General features: G+C 69.5%; 14 protein-coding genes and 2 pseudogenes. 14 read left to right on the top strand and 2 right to left on the bottom strand.

Translation table 11 applies throughout. The annotated features are described in order from the left end of the window. Positions 1-5: 5 nt before the first annotated feature. The 7 genes and pseudogenes from uxaC to GQQ92_RS16760 all read left to right on the top strand — a co-directional run. On the top strand, positions 6-1,406 hold the full coding sequence (uxaC, locus tag GQQ92_RS04830; protein ID WP_156998032.1) for a glucuronate isomerase: 1,401 nt from the start codon (positions 6-8) through the stop codon (positions 1,404-1,406). Further along, positions 1,403-2,812 carry a mannitol dehydrogenase family protein gene (locus tag GQQ92_RS04825; protein ID WP_156998031.1) on the top strand — a complete coding sequence of 470 codons (1,410 nt, stop codon included), beginning with the start codon at positions 1,403-1,405 and terminating at the stop codon, positions 2,810-2,812. The genes uxaC and GQQ92_RS04825 overlap by 4 nt, the downstream gene beginning before the upstream one ends. Before the next feature lie 46 nt (positions 2,813-2,858). Beyond that, positions 2,859-4,097: a D-mannonate dehydratase ManD gene (manD, locus tag GQQ92_RS04820; RefSeq protein ID WP_156998179.1), complete on the top strand. Its 1,239-nt coding sequence runs from the start codon at positions 2,859-2,861 to the stop codon at positions 4,095-4,097. Positions 4,098-4,102: 5 nt separating this feature from the next. Next, positions 4,103-4,636 (top strand): gluconokinase, encoded by a 534-nt coding sequence (locus GQQ92_RS04815; protein WP_156998030.1) that lies wholly within the window; start codon positions 4,103-4,105, stop codon positions 4,634-4,636. Then, complete coding sequence (locus GQQ92_RS04810) at positions 4,633-5,643, top strand: Gfo/Idh/MocA family protein (RefSeq protein WP_156998029.1); 1,011 nt, start codon at positions 4,633-4,635, stop codon at positions 5,641-5,643. Before GQQ92_RS04815 ends, GQQ92_RS04810 begins: the two co-directional genes overlap by 4 nt. A gap of 341 nt (positions 5,644-5,984) precedes the next feature. Further along, the gene (locus tag GQQ92_RS04805) at positions 5,985-6,326 is read left to right on the top strand and encodes a hypothetical protein (protein WP_156998028.1); all 342 of its coding nucleotides are present in this window, start codon (positions 5,985-5,987) and stop codon (positions 6,324-6,326) included. Positions 6,327-6,410: 84 nt separating this feature from the next. Further along, positions 6,411-6,632: pseudogene (locus GQQ92_RS16760) on the top strand (IS3-like element ISMyma3 family transposase); the annotation flags it as partial. A gap of 55 nt (positions 6,633-6,687) precedes the next feature. Here the strand turns inward: GQQ92_RS16760 and GQQ92_RS04800 are convergent. After that, positions 6,688-6,870: pseudogene (locus GQQ92_RS04800) on the bottom strand (IS3 family transposase); the annotation flags it as partial. Positions 6,871-6,985: 115 nt separating this feature from the next. Here GQQ92_RS04800 and GQQ92_RS04795 point away from each other — a divergent pair. After that, positions 6,986-7,555: a DUF1643 domain-containing protein gene (locus GQQ92_RS04795; protein WP_156998027.1), complete on the top strand. Its 570-nt coding sequence runs from the start codon at positions 6,986-6,988 to the stop codon at positions 7,553-7,555. Between the two features lie 263 nt (positions 7,556-7,818). Further along, a complete protein-coding gene (locus GQQ92_RS04790) occupies positions 7,819-8,445 on the top strand; it encodes a Fic family protein (RefSeq protein WP_197738070.1) in 627 nt (208 codons plus the stop codon). A 118-nt stretch (positions 8,446-8,563) separates the two neighbouring features. Here GQQ92_RS04790 and GQQ92_RS04785 read toward each other — a convergent pair whose 3' ends face one another. After that, positions 8,564-9,523 carry a LacI family DNA-binding transcriptional regulator gene (locus tag GQQ92_RS04785; protein ID WP_197738069.1) on the bottom strand — a complete coding sequence of 320 codons (960 nt, stop codon included), beginning with the start codon at positions 9,521-9,523 and terminating at the stop codon, positions 8,564-8,566. Positions 9,524-9,702: 179 nt separating this feature from the next. On the opposite strand from GQQ92_RS04785, the gene GQQ92_RS04780 reads away from it, so the two are divergent. The 5 genes from GQQ92_RS04780 (at position 9,703) to GQQ92_RS04760 (ending at position 18,373) form a co-directional block, all read left to right on the top strand. Continuing rightward, positions 9,703-12,216, top strand: a complete 2,514-nt coding sequence (locus GQQ92_RS04780; protein ID WP_156998024.1) for a glycoside hydrolase family 2 TIM barrel-domain containing protein — start codon at positions 9,703-9,705, stop codon at positions 12,214-12,216. Between the two features lie 61 nt (positions 12,217-12,277). Then, a complete protein-coding gene (locus GQQ92_RS04775) occupies positions 12,278-13,675 on the top strand; it encodes an MFS transporter (RefSeq protein ID WP_232057490.1) in 1,398 nt (465 codons plus the stop codon). A 100-nt stretch (positions 13,676-13,775) separates the two neighbouring features. Further along, positions 13,776-15,011 (top strand): glycoside hydrolase family 1 protein, encoded by a 1,236-nt coding sequence (locus tag GQQ92_RS04770; protein WP_156998023.1) that lies wholly within the window; start codon positions 13,776-13,778, stop codon positions 15,009-15,011. Next, complete coding sequence (locus tag GQQ92_RS04765) at positions 15,008-15,988, top strand: Gfo/Idh/MocA family protein (protein WP_156998022.1); 981 nt, start codon at positions 15,008-15,010, stop codon at positions 15,986-15,988. Before GQQ92_RS04770 ends, GQQ92_RS04765 begins: the two co-directional genes overlap by 4 nt. 84 nt (positions 15,989-16,072) lie before the next feature. Next, positions 16,073-18,373, top strand: a complete 2,301-nt coding sequence (locus tag GQQ92_RS04760; RefSeq protein ID WP_156998021.1) for a glycoside hydrolase family 3 N-terminal domain-containing protein — start codon at positions 16,073-16,075, stop codon at positions 18,371-18,373. The last annotated feature ends 14 nt before the right edge of the window (positions 18,374-18,387 follow it).

Genomic DNA, 18,387 nt, shown 5'->3' with positions numbered 1-18,387 from the left:
CGCCGATGCCAGACCCGCACCTCCGAGATCCTGCACGGCTGCTGCCGGCCGACCCGTCGACCAGGGCGATCGCGCTCGACCTGTACGCGCGCGTGGCGGACAGCCCGATCATCTCGCCGCACGGCCACGTGCCGCCGTCGTTGCTGCTGGCCGACGAGCCGTACACCGACCCGGTCGCCCTGCTGCTCACCGGCGACCACTACGTGACCCGGCTGCTGCACGCCGCAGGCGTCGACCTCGCCGACCTGGTCGTGGAGGAAGACGCCGGGCGCGACGCGCGCACGGTCTGGCGCACGCTCGCCGCGCACTGGCACCGGTTCGCCGGCACGGCGTCGGGCTATTGGATCGAGGAGGAGCTCGACGGAGTCTTCGGCATCACGACCCGGCTCGGGCCAGACACGGCGGATGCAATCTACGACGAGATCGCCGCCGCCCTCGTGCGTCCGGAGTTCCGACCGCGTGCGCTCTTCGAGCGGTTCGGCATCGAGTTCCTGGCGACCACCGACGACCCGCTCGACGATCTGTCCGAGCACGCCGCGCTCGCGGCATCCGACCTTCCCGGGCGGGTGGTGCCCACGTTCCGGCCGGATCGGTACCTCGATCCGGATGCGGTCGGGTTCGCCGGCAACGTCGAGCGCCTGCTCGCCGCGACCGATCGCGCCGGCGACTTCGCCGGCTACCTCGGCGCGCTCGAGGACCGGCGGGCGCACTTCATCCGGCACGGCGCGGTCTCGACCGACCATGGCGTCGAGGAGCTGCACACGGTCGATCTCGACGCGGGGGAGGGCGAGCGCCTGTTCCAGGCCGTGGTCGCCGGTACGGCCGACTCGGCTGAGCGGCGCGCGTTCCGCGGGCACATGCTCGTGCAGATGGCGCGCATGAGCGTCGACGACGGGCTCGTGATGACGATCCACCCGGGCGTGCTCCGGAACCACTCGACCGGCACGCACGCCCGGTTCGGACCCGACACCGGACACGACATCCCCGTCGCGACCGAGTTCACGCGCGGCATCCGTCCGCTGCTCGAACGCTATGGCCTCGAGCGGGACTTCCACCTCGTGCTCTTCGCCGTCGACGAGACCACGTACTCCCGCGAACTCGCACCGCTCGCCGGGTTCTACCCGAGCGTGTACCTCGGCGCACCGTGGTGGTTCCTCGACGCGCCCGACGCGATCGCCCGCCACCGGGCCGCTGTGACCGAGACCGCGGGCTTCTACCGGTCGAGCGGGTTCATCGACGACACGCGCGCGTTCCTCTCGATCCCAGCACGCCACGACACGGCCCGCCGCGTCGACGCCGCGTTCCTCGCGCGACTGGTCGTCGAGGGAAGAGTCCGAATGGATGCCGCGGAGCGCGTCATCGACGACCTGGTCGACGCCATTCCCCGAGAGGTCTTCACGCTGTGACCGCCGCAACCGACGCCGGTGTACGCCTCTCACGACCCGCGGTGGGACTCCCGACGCCACCCGAGCGGATCGTGCACCTCGGCCTCGGCGCATTCCACCGCGCACACCAGGCCTGGTACACCGCGCGCGCATCGAACGCCGCCGAATGGGGGATCGTCGCGTTCACCGGCCGCAGCCGTGATCTCGTCGACCGGCTGAGCCCGCAGGACGGCCTGTTCACCCTCGTCGAGCGGGCCGCCGACGGCGACCGATTCGATCTCATCCCGTCGATCGTGCGAGTCGAAGCGGGCGACGACGTGCCCGCGTTCGTCGCGGCCGTCGCCGACCCGCAGGTCGCGATCCTGACGCTCACGATCACCGAGGCCGGCTACCGGCTCGCCCCCGGTGGTTCGCCGGACCTCGACGATCCGGCCGTGGCATCCGATGTAGACCTGCTGCACCGTGCGCTGACGGGCGTCGCGCCCGACGACACGACCAACGGCGCTCGGCCCTCGACCGCGCTCGGTCGTGTGCTGCTGGCGCTCGACGCGCGGCGTCGCGCGGGCGCGGGCCCGATCGCGCTCGTCTCGTGCGACAACCTGCCCGACAACGGCGGCCTCGTGCGGCGCGCGCTGACCGACCTCGCCGGCCGCATCTCGCCAGATCTCGCGGAGTGGTTGGGGGAGTCGGTCTCGGTGGTCTCGACCTCGATCGACCGCATCACCCCGGCGATCGACGCCCATGTCGAGTCCCACGCCGTGCTCGAGGCGACCGGATGGCTCGATGACGCGCCGGTCGTGACCGAGCCGTTCTCCGACTGGGTGCTCTCGGGGAAGTTCCCCGCGGGCCGACCAGATTGGGAATCGGCCGGCGCGAGGTTCGTCGACGAGATCGCCCCGTGGGAGAACCGCAAGCTCTGGATGCTGAACGGTGCGCACACCGTGCTCGCGACGTTGGGCCAGACCCGAGGGCACACCGTCGTGTCGACCGCGATCGACGACCAGCTCTGTCGTGACCTCGTCGAAGCGCTCTGGGACGACGATGCCCGGCAGCTGCCCGATTTCGACCTCGCCGACTACCGGGCTGCGCTCCTCGAGCGGTTCCGCAACCCGCGCATCGAGCACCGCCTCGCGCAGATCGCGCTGGACTCGACCACGAAGGCGCGCCTGCGCATCGTGCCGGTCGCGCTCGGCGAACGCGCCGCCGGACGCGATGCGACCGGGTGTGCCGCCGCCATCGCCGCCTGGATGCTCGGCGTGCGGGCCGGCACGGCCCCGATGCCCGACGGGATCGAGCCCGCCGCGATCGTCGACCTCGACGCATCCGCCCGGAAGGCCCTGATCGGAGCGCTCGACAGGCGGCTCGCGGAGGACGTCGGCTTCGCCCCACACGTCGCCGACGCGATCACCGCGCTCGAGACATCCTGACCCCCCAATCCAGCTCACCCACGATCCACGGAGCAACACCATGAGCATGATCATCGACAAGGCCGACGTCATCGTCACCAGCCCCGACCGCAACTTCGTGACCCTGAAGATCACGACGGCAGACGGCCTGACCGGCCTCGGCGACGCGACCCTGAACGGGCGCGAGCTCGCGGTCGTCGCCTACCTGCAGGAGCACGTCGTGCCGCTGCTGATCGGCAGCGACGCGTCGAAGATCGAGGACACCTGGCAGTTCCTCTACCGCTCGGCGTACTGGCGCCGCGGCCCGGTCACGATGGCCGCGATCGCCGCCGTCGACATGGCGCTCTGGGACATCAAGGGCAAGGCGGCAGGGATGCCCGTCTACCAGCTGCTCGGCGGAGCCTCGCGCACCGGGCTCCTGGCGTACGGGCATGCGTCGGGCAAGGAGCTGCCGGAGCTGTTCGACTCGGTGCGCCAGCACCTCGAGGAGGGCTACCGGGCGATCCGCATCCAGACCGGCGTGCCCGGGCTGAAGGCGATCTACGGCATCGCCTCGCAGTCGGCCGACACCGGTGGCGGCGAGGCCCGCTACGACCACGAGCCCGCGCGCCGCGGTGCGAAGCCCGTGCAGGAGGACTGGGACACCCGCGCGTACCTGCGTCATCTGCCCGGCGTCTTCGAGGCGGTCCGCAACGAGTTCGGCCCCGACATCCCGCTGCTGCACGACGGCCACCACCGGATGACCCCGCTGCAGGCGGCGAAGCTCGGCAAATCGCTCGAGCCGTACGACCTGTTCTGGCTCGAGGACTGCACGCCCGCCGAGAACCAGGAGGCGCTCCGTCTCGTGCGCCAGCACACCACGACGCCGCTCGCGATCGGCGAGATCTTCAACACGATCTGGGACTTCAAGGACCTGATCCGCGACCAGCAGATCGACTACGTACGCGGCGCGGTCACGCACATGGGCGGCATCAGCCCGTTGAAGAAGACGCTCGAGTACGCGGCGATGTACCAGGTGAAATCCGGCATGCACGGTCCGACCGACATCTCGCCCGTCGGTATGGCCGCCGCGATGCACCTCGGCCTGTCGATCCACAACTTCGGCATCCAGGAGTACATGCAGCACGGCACGAAGACCGATCAGGTCTTCGAGCAGTCCTTCACGTGGCAGGACGGCCTGCTGCACCCGGGCGACACGCCGGGCCTCGGCGTCGAGCTCAACCTCGATGAAGCGGGCACGTACCCGTACGCGCAGGCTTACCTGCCGTACAACCGGCTCGCCGACGGCACCGTCCACGACTGGTGAGATCCATGGATGCCGCGGTCGGCACCGACTCGCCGCCCGCAGTGGTCGTGATGGGCGTGGCAGGAGCCGGTAAGTCGACCCTCGCGATCGCGCTTGCCGAACGGCTTGGCGCGGTGTTCGTCGAGGCTGACGATCTGCACTCCGCGGAGGCGAAGGCGCAGATGGCCGCCGGCATCCCGCTCACCGACGAAGACCGGTGGCCCTGGCTTGCCCGCGTCGCCGCCCGCGCGCGCGACGAGCACGCCGACCGGCATCCGGTCGTGGTCTCGTGCTCTGCGCTGAAGCGCTCGTACCGTGAGTTCCTCACCCGCGTCAGCGAGACGGGGCTCGCGTTCGTGCACGTGCACGGCTCCGAAACCCAGCTCGCCGAACGCATCGGGCAGCGCACCGGCCACTTCATGCCCGCGACGATGCTCGCCTCGCAGATCGCCACGCTGGAGCCTCTCGCCGACGACGAGCACGGATTCGTGGTGGATCTCGAACTCGCGCTCGGTGACGCCGCCGACCGTGCGCTCGACTTTCTCAGGAGGAACGCATGACGCGATGGGCCGTACTCGGAACCGGCATGATCTCGCACCAGTTCGTGCCCGACCTGCAGGCGGTGTTCGGCGACGGCAGCGTGGTCGCCGTCTGGGGCCGTGACGAGGCACGCACCGCGGCGTTCGCCGAGCGGCACGGAATCGCCGCCGGCACGACGGGTCTGACCGAGGTATTGCGGCGCGACGACGTCGACGCCGTCTACATCGCGACGCCGATCGCCACCCACGCGCTGATTGCGCTCGAGGCGATCGCCGCCGGCAAGCACGTGCTCATCGAGAAGCCGATGGCCTCCAACGCCGCCGAGATCGCACAGATCTTCGACGCCGCCGACGCCGCAGGCGTGTTCGCGATGGAAGCGATGTGGATGAAGTTCAACCCGTTGCACGTCGGCCTGGTCGAGCGCGTGCGGGCGGGCCTCACGGGGGAGCCTCGCAACATCTCGGCGACGTTCGGCATGCCGACGCCGCCGACCGGGCGCGCCTGGGCTGCCGAGCGCGGCGACAGCGCCGTGCTCGACCGAGGGATCTACGGCGTGACACTCGCGCAGTGGGTGCTCGGCGAGCCGATCGCGGTCGACGCCTCCGGAGTCGTCGCAGACGGAACCGACCTCGAGGCTCGCGCCACGCTCACCTTCACGGGCGGGGCGCGGGCGGACGTGGCGTGCTCGGCGATCGGCTTCCTCGATCAGTCAGCGACGATCAGCGGCACGCTCGGGTGGATCACGATCGAGCCGATGTTCTGGGCCGGCACCGCCGCGCGAGTCCACGCAGGCTCGGTCGAGGCGATCATGCGCTCGCCCGAGCTGGTCGTGCATCCCCGGGAAGGCTCGGGATTCCGGCCGATGCTGCGTGCGGTCGCCGAGGCTCTCGCGGCCGGGGACCGGCAGGTCGCCCGACACGACCGTGCGGCGACCCTCGCTGTGGCGCGAACGCTCGACGTGATCCGCGAGCGTGTCCTCGCTTCGGAACATGCCGACGCGATCGGCGGCTCATCGTCGCGGCGCTGACGTAACGCTCGTGAGAGGCCCCATCGACTTCCGTCCCGGGTTGAAAAAGAGCGATAGTCGAGCTGGTTCAGTGACCGATGCGGTGATCGAACTCGCCCAGCACCGGCGACCGCATATTCACCACATTTCGATCGGAGACGCGCCCAGACGGGCCCAGACGAAGCCGGGTAGTCTGGAGGAGTTCGAGAACGATGCACGAGAAGATCCTGATCAGCCCCAGATCAGTCGAGGTATGGCCAGCGGTCCGGGAAGCCCTGAAAGCGCAGTCGGCTCCCATCGGTCACGGGTTCAAGTCCCGTCCGCCCTACCGTATTTCGACTTGATCATCCGTTGGGAATGCCGTGAACGCGCCAGCTGCTCCCCTGGAGCAATGCATCCTCGACGAGGGTATGGAGGACCTAATCCCACTGCCCGAAATCGTCCAGACGGTCGGGATGCGTGGGCTCTCTAAGTCACCTTTGCTCGTCAGCGAGGTGGCCGCCGCGATTGGAGCGCTCGTCCGCCAGGGCCGGATCCAAGTCTGGGCGGGGCAATGGCCAGCTGAGCCCGAATTCGTCGCGAGGCCTCTGGCTGAATCGCTGGTCGAGGATCTCGGCCAATATCAGTTCAACAGCCCAAGTGACCTGTCGCGACGGGTCTACTACGTGAACGTTGACAATCTCTACGTCAAGGACGGTGCCTGATGCGCCGCTTCGTGGGTGTCCCCGTCCGGGTGATTGAGTCCCCCGGCGTTTCTGGAGACTGACTTCCTTGGAAGGATCGTCTTCATGGCACGTCCCAGTAAGTACCCGCGCGAAGTTCGTGAGCGCGCTGTCCGGATGGTCGTCGAGGTGCGGCCGGATTATCCGAGCGAGTATCAGGCGATGACAGCGGTCGCCGGGATGCTCGGCATCGGTTCGCCTGAGACGGTGCGGACCTGGATGCGCCGGCAGCAGGTCAACGCGGGCGTGCGGCCTGGGCTCACGACGGACGCGCAGGCCGAGCTCAAGGGGACTGCTGAAGGTCTTGGTGACTCTTTGACCTGCCCCACAGTTTGGTTACCGTTCAGCGTGTGGCGATCAGGCGTGGGATGGATGGTAGGCCCGAGCATAGTTCGTATTCGATCGGGGTGAGGTAGCCGACTGCCGAGTGGCGTCGGCGGCGGTTGTAGAAAATCTCGATGTACTCGAAGATCGCGTTCGCGAGTTCGACGCCGGTGGCCCACTTCTTTCGGTTGAGCAGTTCGATCAACGGGCGCAGAGCTAAGACGCTCGAACGGCGAACTTACGTCGGAATCTGGCAGTCTTTCGGAAAGCGTTCGCGAGCGCGCCGATAGCGGAGCCGAGGTGGAGGTCGTCAGCACGTGATCGAGTACCCGAAGGGGCACGAGCCCGACTTCTGGAGCCCCACTCTTGAGGTCCAGTCCCATCGTTTCGCGCTCGGCAATACGGCGCGCGCCTCGGCTGGCGATCCGCCGCTGATCGCCATATGCATGAACCCCTCGTACGCGATGAGCTCAGAGGCCGACAAGACGGTGAACCGGCTCATTCAGGCCAGCATCGACAACGGGCATCCGGGCTGGGTGATGCTGAATCTCTATCCCGAGCGGGCGACCAATTCGGCACATCTCACTGCTTACGACGCTGAGCTGTCGGCGGCGAATTGTGCAGCGATTGAGCGTGTCCTCAGGCAGTACCGAGTGAGCGAGGTGCTCGGCGCCTGGGGGCAGCTAAGGCACAGGACGCTGCGTCGAGCAAAGAAGGATGTGTTGGACCTGCTCGAACGCCTCGGCGTCGGACTGTTCACGTTCGACGGGCTGACGGCCAGCAGCGATCCGCGGCACCCGATGCCCCGAGGGAAGCCGCTGCTCATGACTGGCGACCAGCGCTTCCTCAACTGGACTGACCATCGGCTTACTGAAGTGGTCCCATAGCAGCCTGCAGGTATGCTGCAATCAGGCCGTCCACCCTTGGCCGAAGGCCAGTATTCCCTCGTGCAATTGGGGAACGATCTTGGGAGGTGTGACATGGCTGTAATTCGGAAGGTATCGCCGGTTGCACTGCGGCGTGCGGTCATTCGTTCGACTGAGGCATCGGCGAAGCTGGAGAACCGGGTAGTGCCGAATGGGTACGTGGCGTCGGCAGAGGCTCGTCGTTTCGTCGAGGCCGCGAAGGCGCGCGCGATTCGCTCGAGCAAGTGACGTTCGATCCTGGATACGGCGAGACGCCGCTTGATCCGGACGAAGCGGACGCGCTCACCGCTGAGGCTCGAGCGGTGGTCGGAGATCCACCCCTGAGGGCCGCGATATTCGAGCTCGAGCAAGCAATCGAGCAGGCTGTCGCTCTGGACCTCATCAACGCGGTACTGCGCGGCGAACTGGGCGTCGACGATCTGTTGACGCCGGGATTCGTGTTCGACCTGCATGCTCGGTTGTACGGTGCGGTCTGGACATGGGCGGGTCGACCGCATGTTCGGCTGCTCAGTATCGGCGTCGATCCGGCACAGATGCAGGTCGACTTGGACGCGACGTTGGACAATCTCGCGTACAGATGGGCGAACACGAGTGATTGGGATGCTCGTCAGTTCGGCATCGCCGTGCATGCCGAACTCGTCCGTATCCATCCGTTCGTCGATGGAAATGGGCGAGCGACGCGCTTGATCGGTGACCTCATCTATCTCGCCGCGCAGGGTTCGGATTCGCCGCCGGCCGTCTATGACTGGAGCATTGACAAGCGCACGTACGTCGATGTGCTCCGTGTGTTCGATCAGAACCGGGACCCGATCCCGTTGGCGGAGTTCGTTCCGATCATCGTTATCGAGTAGCCCGAACGGCACGAACAGCGTGAGGTGGCACAAAGCCATCAGTTCGTCGGTGCGACCGAGGGCCGGGATTCATCCGTCGACGTCTATCCAACGTCACGCGCTTCGGATGAAGCGAGACTCAGATCGACCCGCCGGCGATGACGCGCAGCCTCGCGTGCCGTTCAGGACGCTCGGCCGTGTCGGCGTGGCCGGTGATTGTGAGGATGCCGTGGATCGCGGCCTCGGCGGCGATCTCGAGGTCGTAGTCGATGGTCGTGAGCGGCGGCAGCGTGAGCCGGCCGAGCGTGGTGTGGTCCATGCCGATGAGGGCGAGGTCTTCTGGAACCTGCCAGCCGCGACGAGTTGCCGCTGAGAGCAGCGCGGTGGCGACGTCGTCGTTGTAGCAGGCCACGGCGAAGCCGGTGCCGCCGAGTTCGTCGAGGGCGCGTTCGGCGTCGTCGGGGGTCACGTCGAGCCCGACCGACCCAGGATCGGGCAGCCCGGCTTCGCGGCACGCCTCGCGGAGCCCGTCTTCGCGGTCGGCGCCGAATGGGTCTTGACGGGCGTCGGCCAGGTGGGCGAACGCGAGTCGCCGGTGGCCGTGGGCGATGAGCGTGCGCCCCTGCAGGAGCCCGATGGCGTGGTTGTAGTCGAAGAAGTTCGTCGCGCTCGGGTCGAGGCCGGTCACCCCCCGGTCGCCGATGAGTGCGCGCTCCTCGTCGGTGAAACGGGTGAGCGAGAACACCGCGGCGGGCTTCATGCTCGCGATGACGCGCCCGAGCGAGGCGGTCGACGGCGTCGAAAGTCGCAGCACGAGCGTGAGGCCGTGTGCTGCGAGTTCGTCGGTCATGCGGCTGAAGAAGTCCTGCAGTGTGGCGCCGAACGTGGTGTGGGGGATCAGCGCGATGACGAAGTCGCTCGATCCGCGCGCGAGGGTGCGGCCCGCGGATGACGGTTCGTAGCCGAGTTCGCGCGCGGCCCGGTTCACGCGGTCGCGGGTGGCCTCGGCGAACCGCTGGCCGCGGCCGTTCAGGATCTGGCTGACCGTAGCGCGCGAGACGCCGGCGTGCCTGGCGACGTCTTCGCTGGTGGTGATCATGCGGAGAAGCCTATCGCGGTTGACGCGCGTAACCGAGGAACGCCGGCGAACCGGCATCCGAGTGTCGACATGGTGTTGACGCGCGTTACTAGGTGTGCTTTACTCCTGACGTAACGCGCGATACCTGATCGGTCGGATCCGGTCGCCGCATCACCCGCCGATGAAGTTGGAGCCCCTCGATGACCAGCACCGAGACCGTGACCGCCCCGGATCGCGTCGACCCATCGCGGGTGGCGTTCAACACGGGTTGGAGCTTCCGCACGAAGGTGACCGCGTTCCAAGAGCTCGGCGGCGCCGGCGCATCCGACTGGACCGAGGTGCTGCTGCCGCACGACGCGCTCATCGGCACCGAGCGTTCGGCCGACGCGCCCCGCGGCGACACCACGGCGTACTTCGCCGGCGGCTCGTTCGAGTACCGCAAGCGCTTCACCGTTCCGGCCGAGGCGCGCGGCTCCCGCATGCTGCTCGAGTTCGACGGCGTGTACCGCGACGCGATGGTGTTCGTGAACGGCGCCCTCGCCGGGCAGCACGCCTTCGGCACCTCGCGCTTCGCCGTGCGCATCGACCCCTATGTGGAGTTCGGCGCCGAGAACGAGGTTCGCGTCGAGTGCCGCACCCACCTCGACAGCCGCTGGTACGCCGGCGCCGGCATCCACCGCGACGTGCACCTGATCACCAAGGCGCCGCTGCACATCGCCCACGACGGCGTTCGCGTGACGACCCCGGATGTCGACGCGGACCGTGCGATCGTCGAGATCGCCGTCACGGTCGAGAACGACAGCCCGGTCACCACGACGGTGCGCCTGAGCGCTGCCGTCATCGAGGAGGACATCGCCGAGGTCGCCTCGGGCAGCACGCCGGTCACCCTCCTGCCCGGTGAGCGCCAGGTCGCGCGGCTGCGCCTCCCGGTCGCGAGCCCTGCGCTCTGGAGCGTCGAGGACCCGTCGCTGTACGCGCTGCGCCTGCAGCTCGCCGAGATCGGCGGGGCGGATGCCGCGGGCGCGACGGTGCTCGACGAGGAGCGGGTGAGCTTCGGCATCCGCACCCTGCAGCTCGATCCGCAGCAGGGACTGCGCATCAACGGGCGCGAGGTGAAGCTGCGCGGCGCGTGCATCCACTCCGACAACGGCCCGCTCGGCGCCGTCTCGATCGCCCGCGCCGAGGAGCGCCGGGTGCAGGCGCTGAAGGATGCCGGGTTCAATGCGATCCGCAGCGCGCACAACCCCGCCAGCAGCGCGCTGCTCGCGGCCTGCGACCGTCTCGGCATGCTCGTCATGGACGAGAGCTTCGACATGTGGACCTTCGGCAAGAGCGACTTCGACACCGCGTCGGACTTCGCGCAGTGGTGGGAGCGCGACCTCGAGGCGCTCGTCGCCAAGGACTTCAACCACCCGAGCGTCATCATGTACTCGATCGGCAACGAGATCCCCGAGACGGGCAACCGCTTCGGCGCAATGATCGGGCGCAGGCTGGCCGAGAAGATCCGCTCGCTCGACGACACCCGGTACCTCACCAACGGCATCAACGGGTTCGTCTCGATGCTCGACACGATCATCCCGATGATGCAGGCGAACCGGGCCGCGGCGGCCGACGCCGGACCCGCGGGCGTGAACGGCATGATGGCCGGGTTCGGGCAGATGATGAGCCGTATCCAGGCCTCGCCGCAGGCGACCGAACGCATCGAGGAGTCGTTCGCCGTGCTCGACATCGCCGGCATGAACTACGGCGACGCCCGCTACGAGCTCGACCGAGAGCTGTTCCCGAACCGCATCATCGTGGGCGCCGAGACCTGGCCGACCGACATCGACAAGAACTGGGCGCTCGTCACGGCGAACAGCCACGTGCTCGGCGACTTCACCTGGACCGGCTGGGACTACCTCGGCGAGACCGGCATCGGCGTCGTCAAGTACGACGACGACGGCGCCCGCGGACAGGCGTCGTTCGCGACCGGCTTCCCGGGCCTGACCGCCTGGTGCGGCGACCTCGACATCACCGGCTTCCGCCGGCCCGCGTCGTACTACCGCGAGATCGTGTTCGGCCTGCGCACCGAGCCCTACATCGCCGTGCAGCGACCCGAACACCATGGCAAGGACATCGCCGTGGCCACGCCCTGGGCCTGGACCGACTCGATCGGCAGCTGGTCATGGGCCGGCTTCGAGGGCCGACCCATCCACGTCGAGGTCTACGCCGACGCCGACGAGGTCGAGCTGCTGCTCGACGGCGAGACCCTCGGCCGCGCGACGGTGGGGGAGTCGCGCAAGTACCGCGCCGACTTCGAGACGGTCTACCGGCCGGGCGAGCTCGTCGCCGTCGCCTCCCGCGACGGCGTCGAGATCGGCCGCACCTCGCTCGCCGCGGCATCCGCGACCCTCGGCCTGCGCGTGACCGCCGACCGCACAGACCTGCGCGCCGACGGCACCGACCTCGCCTACCTCGCGATCGAACTGACCGACGAGCCCGGCACCGTGCACGCGACCCGCGACCGCACCGTCACCGTGACGGTCGACGGCCCCGCCGTGCTCGCGCTCGGCAGCGGCGCACCGATCACCGAGGAGGGCTTCACCGCCCCGCAGCACCGCACCTTCGACGGGCGGGCCCTCGCGATCATCCGTCCCACCGGCGCCGGCGAGATCACCGTCACCGTCACGGCAGACGGGTGCGCACCGGCATCCGTCGCCCTGAGCGTGGACTAGCGCCCGCTCGGATCAGCACACCACACCAGACCCCGCACCACCCTGACAAAGGAGTCCCACCATGAACAACGACCTCGACACCGGCGCCCCCCAGCCGGGCGGCGATCCGCTGGGCGCCGCGCTCGCCGACGCCGAGGGCGGTCCCCTCGGCAAGATGGTCGACCCCGGCGAGCCCGTCTTCACCGACGTGACCGCGACCGGCTCGATGATCGTGCGCGAGCCCGTGAGCGCCGGATACATCTGGCTGATGATCCTCGCCACCTTCGGCGGGTTCGCAGCCCTCGTCGCCCCGATCGGGCTCTCGCTCGCCCTGCGCGTGCAGCAGCTCGCACCCGACAACGTCGAGTACCTGGGGTACGTCGTCGGCGCCGGCGCCGCGGTTGCCGCGATCTCGGCACCGCTCACCGGCATGTGGAGCGACCGGACCCGCACGCGCTTCGGCCGCCGCCGGCCGTTCTCGCTGATCGGCGCGCTCGTGGGGCTCGCGGGCCTCGCGTTCATCGCGTGGGCGCCGTCGATCCCGCTCGTCATCGTCGGCTGGATGATCGCCCAGCTCGGCTGGGGCACCGCCCTCAACTCGCTGATCCTCTCGCAGGCCGACCGCCTGCCTGAGGCGCAGCGCGGCAAGGTCGCCGGCCTCAGCGGCGTCGTGCAGATGATCGCGTCGGTCGCCGGCGTCGGCGTCGCCAGCGCATTCATCGGCAGCGACTACCTCGTGTTCCTCGTGCCCGGAGCGATCGGACTGTTCTTCTTCGTGCTGTGGACGCTGCTCGTGAAAGAGCCGAGCAGCGTCGACCTGCCCGCCCCCGCGAAGCTCAGCATCGGCAAGGTGCTCGCCAACATGGTGTTCAACCCGCGCAAGCACCCCGACTTCGCGTGGAACTGGCTCGGCCGCCTGTTCTTCAATTTCGGCGTCACGTTCGCGACCACGTTCACCACCGTCTTCTTCGCCGCCCGCCTCTCGGACAGCGGCAAGGTGGCCGACGTCGGGTCGCTCATCGTCATCCTTTCGCTCGCCGGCGTCGTCGCGACCGCGGGCGGCGCCATGCTCGGCGGATTCCTTTCCGACAAGCTCCGCCGTCGACGCATCTTCGTGCTGCTCGCCGGTCTCGCGTTCACCGCTGGCGCGATCATCATGGCCGTCGGCGGCACGAACGCCGGCCTGCTCATCGGCGGCTCGGTCATCACGAGCATCGGCCTCGGCGTCTTCTCGGCGGTCGACCAGGCGATCGTGCTCGATGTGCTGCCCGAGCGCGACACCGATGCCGGCCGGTTCGTGGGCATCAACGTCTACTCCACGTCGATCGCCCAGGCGCTCGCTCCGATCGTCGCCGTGCCGCTGCTGCTCATCGGGGCCGAGGGCGCCGACCGGAACTACGCGCTGCTGTTCATCGTCGCCTCGGCGTGCACGCTCATCGGCGGCAACATCATCATGATCTTCGTGCGCACCGCGAAGTAGGCGAGCGGATGCCGCGGGGCGGCCGTCCCCGACGAGACGGCCGCCCGCGGCATCCGAACTCCGCATCGATCCTCTCCTCCATACGAAAGGCTTGAATCGCATGACCCGCTTCCCGACCCCGTTCCTCTGGGGCGCTGCAACGGCCCCGCACCAGATCGAGGGCAACAACCTCAACAGCGACTGGTGGGCGCGCGAGGGCCTGATGCCCGGGATGGAGCCGAGCGGCGACGCCGTCGACGGCTACCACCGATACGCGGAGGACATCGGCCTGCTCGCGGACGCCGGCCTGACCGCCTACCGCTTCGGCCTCGAGTGGGCGCGGATCGAGCCGCGCGAGGGGCAGTTCTCGAACGCGGAGCTCGCGCACTACCGTCGCATGATCGACGCGTGCCTCGACGCGGGCGTGACGCCGGTCGTCACGCTCAACCACTTCAGCGTGCCGCGCTGGTTCGCCGAGGCGGGCGGATGGTCGGCGCCCGAGTCGGCGGAGCGGTTCGCCGCCTACGTGGCCCGGGTGACCGACATCCTCGACGGGGTCGAGTGGATCGTCACGATCAACGAGCCGAACATGATGGCGATGATGGTCATGCTCCAGGAGGCGGCGCGTGCCGGACAGATGTCGGAGTGGCAGAGCCCGACCGTCGGTTCCGACGGCGCCGAGCCGTCGCGCGACGCGATCGCGCAGAACCTGCCCGTGCCGAAGCCCGAGTACGCCGCGCCGTTCATCGCCGCTCACCGCGCGGCGCGCGCCGTCCTGCGCGAGCGCACGACGGCCAAGGTCGGCTGGTCGATCGCGAACGGCGCCTTCTGGGCGGAGCCGGAGCACGCGGCGAAGCTCGCCCAGGTGCGCCGCGACTACGAGGACCTCTACCTCGAGGCATCCGCGGGCGACGACTTCGTCGGCGTGCAGTCGTACTCGACCCAGGAGGTCGACGGGAACGGGCTCGTCCCGCACCCGCCGCACCCCGACAACACGCTCGTCGGCACCGCCTACCGCCCCGACGCACTCGGCATCGCCGTGCGCTACGCCGCGGAGGTCACCGGACTGCCGGTGCTCGTCACCGAGAACGGCATCGCGACCGCCGACGACGCGCGTCGGATCGCCTACACGACCGCCGCCCTCGAGGGCCTCGCCGACGCGATCGCCGACGGTGTCGACGTGCGCGGCTACCTGCACTGGTCGCTGCTCGACAACTACGAGTGGGGCCACTGGGGACCGACCTTCGGGCTGATCGCGGCCGACCGCACGACCTTCGTCCGCACGCCGAAGCCCAGCCTCGCGTGGCTCGGCGGCATCGCCAGCAGCAACGGGGCCGACCTGGCGGAGCGGTCATGACCGTGCAGCGCTGGGCCGCGATCGGCGCCGGCACGATCTCGCGCAGCGTCGTGCCCGACCTGCAGTCCTGCGGGGGCGCCGAGGTCGTCGTCGTGCAGAGCCGCGACGCCGCGAAGGCGGCGGCGTTCGCCGAGGAGTTCGGCATCCCGGCCTCCACGGGCGACTACGACGCGGTGCTCGCCGACCCCGGGATCGACGCGATCTACCTGGCGACCCCGTTCGCGACGCACCACGCGATGACCCGTGCGGCACTGCTCGCCGGCAAGCACGTGCTCGTCGAGAAGCCCATGACGATGAACGCCGCCGAGGCGGCCGACCTGTTCGCGCTCGCCGCGGAGCGGGGCCTCTTCCTCATGGAGGCCATGTGGATGAAGTTCAGTCCCGTCTTCGTCCGCCTACAAGAGGAGCTCGCGAACGGCACGATCGGCGAGCCCCGCAACCTGCGGGCGACCTTCGGCATCCCGTTCCCGAACACCGACGGCGCGAGCAGCAAGTGGGATGTCGCACGCAGCGGCGGCGCCCTGCTCGACCAGGGCATCTACCCGATCACGCTCGCCCACTCGGTGTTCGGCGAGCCGGTCTCGGTGCACGCCGCCGGAACGGTGCGCGACGACGGGCTCGACGTCGCCGAGCACTTCACGCTCGAGTACGCCGACGGGCGGTACGCCCAGTGCGCGAGCTCGATGTCGGAGTTCGCCGAGCTCACGGCGTCCGTCGGCGGGCCGACGGGGTGGCTCACGTTGACGCCGCCGTTCTGGGCGACCACCGACCTCGAGGTGCACGCCGGCGGCATGCGCCAGATCTTCCGGACGCCCGACCTCGTCGAGTTCCCGCGCGAGGGCAGCGGCTACGTGCCGATGCTGCGCGCGGTCATCGCCGCCATCGCGGAGGGCACGACCGAGCACCCCGTGCACACCGCAGCCGACACGCTCGCCGTGTTCCGCACGATCGACGAGATCTTCGCGCAGATCCGCTGACGCGCCGACGCAGTCGCACTGACGCAGATCCGCCGACGCGCACCCACTCCGCCCCGACCGACGACGAACGAGAGAACCGAGACCATGACCGACATCGCCACCCTCCCCTACCGCGATGCCACGCTGCCCGTGGCCGAGCGCGTCGACGACCTGCTCTCGCGCCTCAGCCTCGAGGAGAAGGCCGGGCAGCTGACCCAGTACTTCTACTTCGGCTCGGCCGGCGAACTGCCCGCCGACTTCGACATCGATTCGGTGCCGCCCGAGCACCAGGCGTTCATCCGCCAGCCGCAGATGGTCGAGGCCGCGATCGCGAACGGCACGGCCGGCTCGGCGCTGTTCGTCACGAACGCGGCGACGGCGAACCGGCTGCAGCGCCTGGCGGTCGAGCAGACTCAGCACGGCATCCCGCTGATCTTCGGGTTCGACGTGATCCATGGGCTCCGCACGATCTTCCCGGTGCCGATCGCGCAGGCCGCGTCGTGGAACCCGGCGTCGATCGAGGCCGCGCAGGCGGTCGCCGCCCGGGAGGCCCGCGCGCTCGGCATCCACTGGAGCTTCGCGCCCATGATCGACGTCGCCCGCGACCCGCGCTGGGGCCGCATCATCGAGGGGGCGGGCGAAGACCCGTACCTCGGCTCGACGGTCGCGGCCGCGCAGGTGCGCGGCTTCCAGGGCGACCTCGGGCCCGAGCGCGTGCTCGCCACGCCCAAGCACTTCGCGGGCTACGGGGCCGCGCGCGGCGGCCGCGACTACGACGACGCCGAGATCTCCGACTCCGAACTCCGCAACGTCTACCTCCCGCCGTTCCAGGCTGCGATCGACGCGGGCGCCGCGACCGTCATGAGCGCCTACATGGACCTCAACGGCGTGCCCGCCAGCGGCAACCCGTGGCTGCTCACCCGGGTGCTGCGCGATGAGATGGGGTTCGACGGGTTCGTGGTCTCCGATGCGAACGCGGTCAAGTCGCTCGAGACCCAGCACTTCGCGGCGTCGGCGACGGATGCCGCGGCTCGCGCCGCCTCGTCGGGCCTCGACATGGAGATGTGCATGTTCGACCCGGCCTTCGGCACCCTGCCGGATGCCGTCGCGCAGGGGCTCGTCGACGAGGCCGTGCTCGACGCCGCCGTGCGACGCGTGCTCGAGGCCAAGTTCCGCCTCGGCCTCTTCGAGCGGCCGTACGTCGAGGAAGGCGCCGTGGAGGCCGTGCTCGACGCGCCGTCGCATCGCGACCTGGCGCAGTCCGCCGCCGAGCAGACCGCCGTGCTGCTGAAGAACGAGGCCGCGGCGCTACCGCTGGACGCGGCCGGGCTCGGCTCGATTGCCGTCATCGGACAGCTCGCCGACAGCAAGCGCGACACGCTCGGTCCGTGGGTGTTCGTGCACGACACCGCCGAGACGGTGAGCATCGTCGAGGGCATTCGGGCCCGGGTCGGCGACTCGGCGCGGGTCGAGCATGCGGCCGGCGCCGGCATCCCTTCGCGCGTGTTCCCGTCGATGTTCGACCGGCAGGACCCGACCGTCGTGAACACGCCGGCCGACTACGATGACGACGCCGAGATCGAGCGCGCCGTGGCCGTCGCGGCCGAGGCCGACGTGGCCGTGGTCGTCGTGGGCGAGCGTCAGAACCAGATCGGCGAGAACGCGTCGCGCTCGTCGCTCGACCTGCCGGGCCGGCAGCTCGAGCAGCTCCAGCGCATCGCCGCGACCGGCACCCCGGTCGTGCTCGTCGTGATGTCTGGGCGCCCCCTCGACCTGCGCTGGGCCGACGCGAACGTGCCGGCCATCCTGCAGGCCTGGTACCCGGGCACCCGCGGTGGTGACGCCGTCGCGGCCGTGCTCTTCGGCGACACCTCGCCCGCCGGGCGCCTGCCCTTCACCTGGCCCCGCCACGTCGGCCAGGTGCCGATGGTATACACGCACCTGCGCACGTTCGAGCCCCAGAACCAGGGCAAGCGCTACTGGGACGAGGAGTCCACCCCGCTCTATCCCTTCGGCCACGGCCTGAGCTACGCGAGCTTCGCCTACGACGCACTGCGCCTCGACCGCGACGAGATCGCCGTCGGCGAGACCGCGACCGTGTCCGTCGACGTCACGAACACGTCCGGCCGCGAGGCCGACGAGGTCGTGCAGCTCTACATCCACCAGCGGTACGGCACCTCCTCGCGTCCAGTGCGCGAACTCAAGGGCTTCGAACGCGTCACCCTCGCCGCAGGAGAGACCCGCACTGTCACCTTCGACCTCGGCCCCGCCGAGCTCCGCTACTGGAGCGCGGCGACCCGCGACTGGGTGCAGGACCCCACCACGCTCGACGTCTGGGTCGGCGGCAGCTCGACGGCCGACCTCGCCGCCGTGCTGACGGTCGCCGCGGCATCCGACCCCCGATGACCGAGCGAGGAGAC

The organism is Agromyces terreus, assembly GCF_009749465.1.
In the GTDB taxonomy this organism is placed as follows: domain Bacteria; phylum Actinomycetota; class Actinomycetes; order Actinomycetales; family Microbacteriaceae; genus Agromyces; species Agromyces terreus.
The sequence above is the reverse complement of the archived record's forward strand: the minus strand, read 5'-3'. Positions and strand labels throughout refer to the sequence as shown.

What these genes read in the sequence shown, in the direction of transcription:
- GQQ92_RS04815 (WP_156998030.1), top strand. Translation starts at nt 4,103, where the DNA reads ATGGATGCCGCGGTCGGCACCGACTCGCCGCCCGCAGTGGTCGTGATG.
- GQQ92_RS04810 (WP_156998029.1), top strand. Translation starts at nt 4,633, where the DNA reads ATGACGCGATGGGCCGTACTCGGAACCGGCATGATCTCGCACCAGTTC.
- GQQ92_RS04780 (WP_156998024.1), top strand. Translation starts at nt 9,703, where the DNA reads ATGACCAGCACCGAGACCGTGACCGCCCCGGATCGCGTCGACCCATCG.
- GQQ92_RS04775 (WP_232057490.1), top strand. Translation starts at nt 12,278, where the DNA reads ATGAACAACGACCTCGACACCGGCGCCCCCCAGCCGGGCGGCGATCCG.
- uxaC (WP_156998032.1), top strand. Translation starts at nt 6, where the DNA reads ATGCCAGACCCGCACCTCCGAGATCCTGCACGGCTGCTGCCGGCCGAC.
- GQQ92_RS04760 (WP_156998021.1), top strand. Translation starts at nt 16,073, where the DNA reads ATGACCGACATCGCCACCCTCCCCTACCGCGATGCCACGCTGCCCGTG.
- GQQ92_RS04770 (WP_156998023.1), top strand. Translation starts at nt 13,776, where the DNA reads ATGACCCGCTTCCCGACCCCGTTCCTCTGGGGCGCTGCAACGGCCCCG.
- GQQ92_RS04785 (WP_197738069.1), bottom strand. Translation starts at nt 9,523, where the DNA reads ATGATCACCACCAGCGAAGACGTCGCCAGGCACGCCGGCGTCTCGCGC.
- GQQ92_RS04765 (WP_156998022.1), top strand. Translation starts at nt 15,008, where the DNA reads ATGACCGTGCAGCGCTGGGCCGCGATCGGCGCCGGCACGATCTCGCGC.
- manD (WP_156998179.1), top strand. Translation starts at nt 2,859, where the DNA reads ATGATCATCGACAAGGCCGACGTCATCGTCACCAGCCCCGACCGCAAC.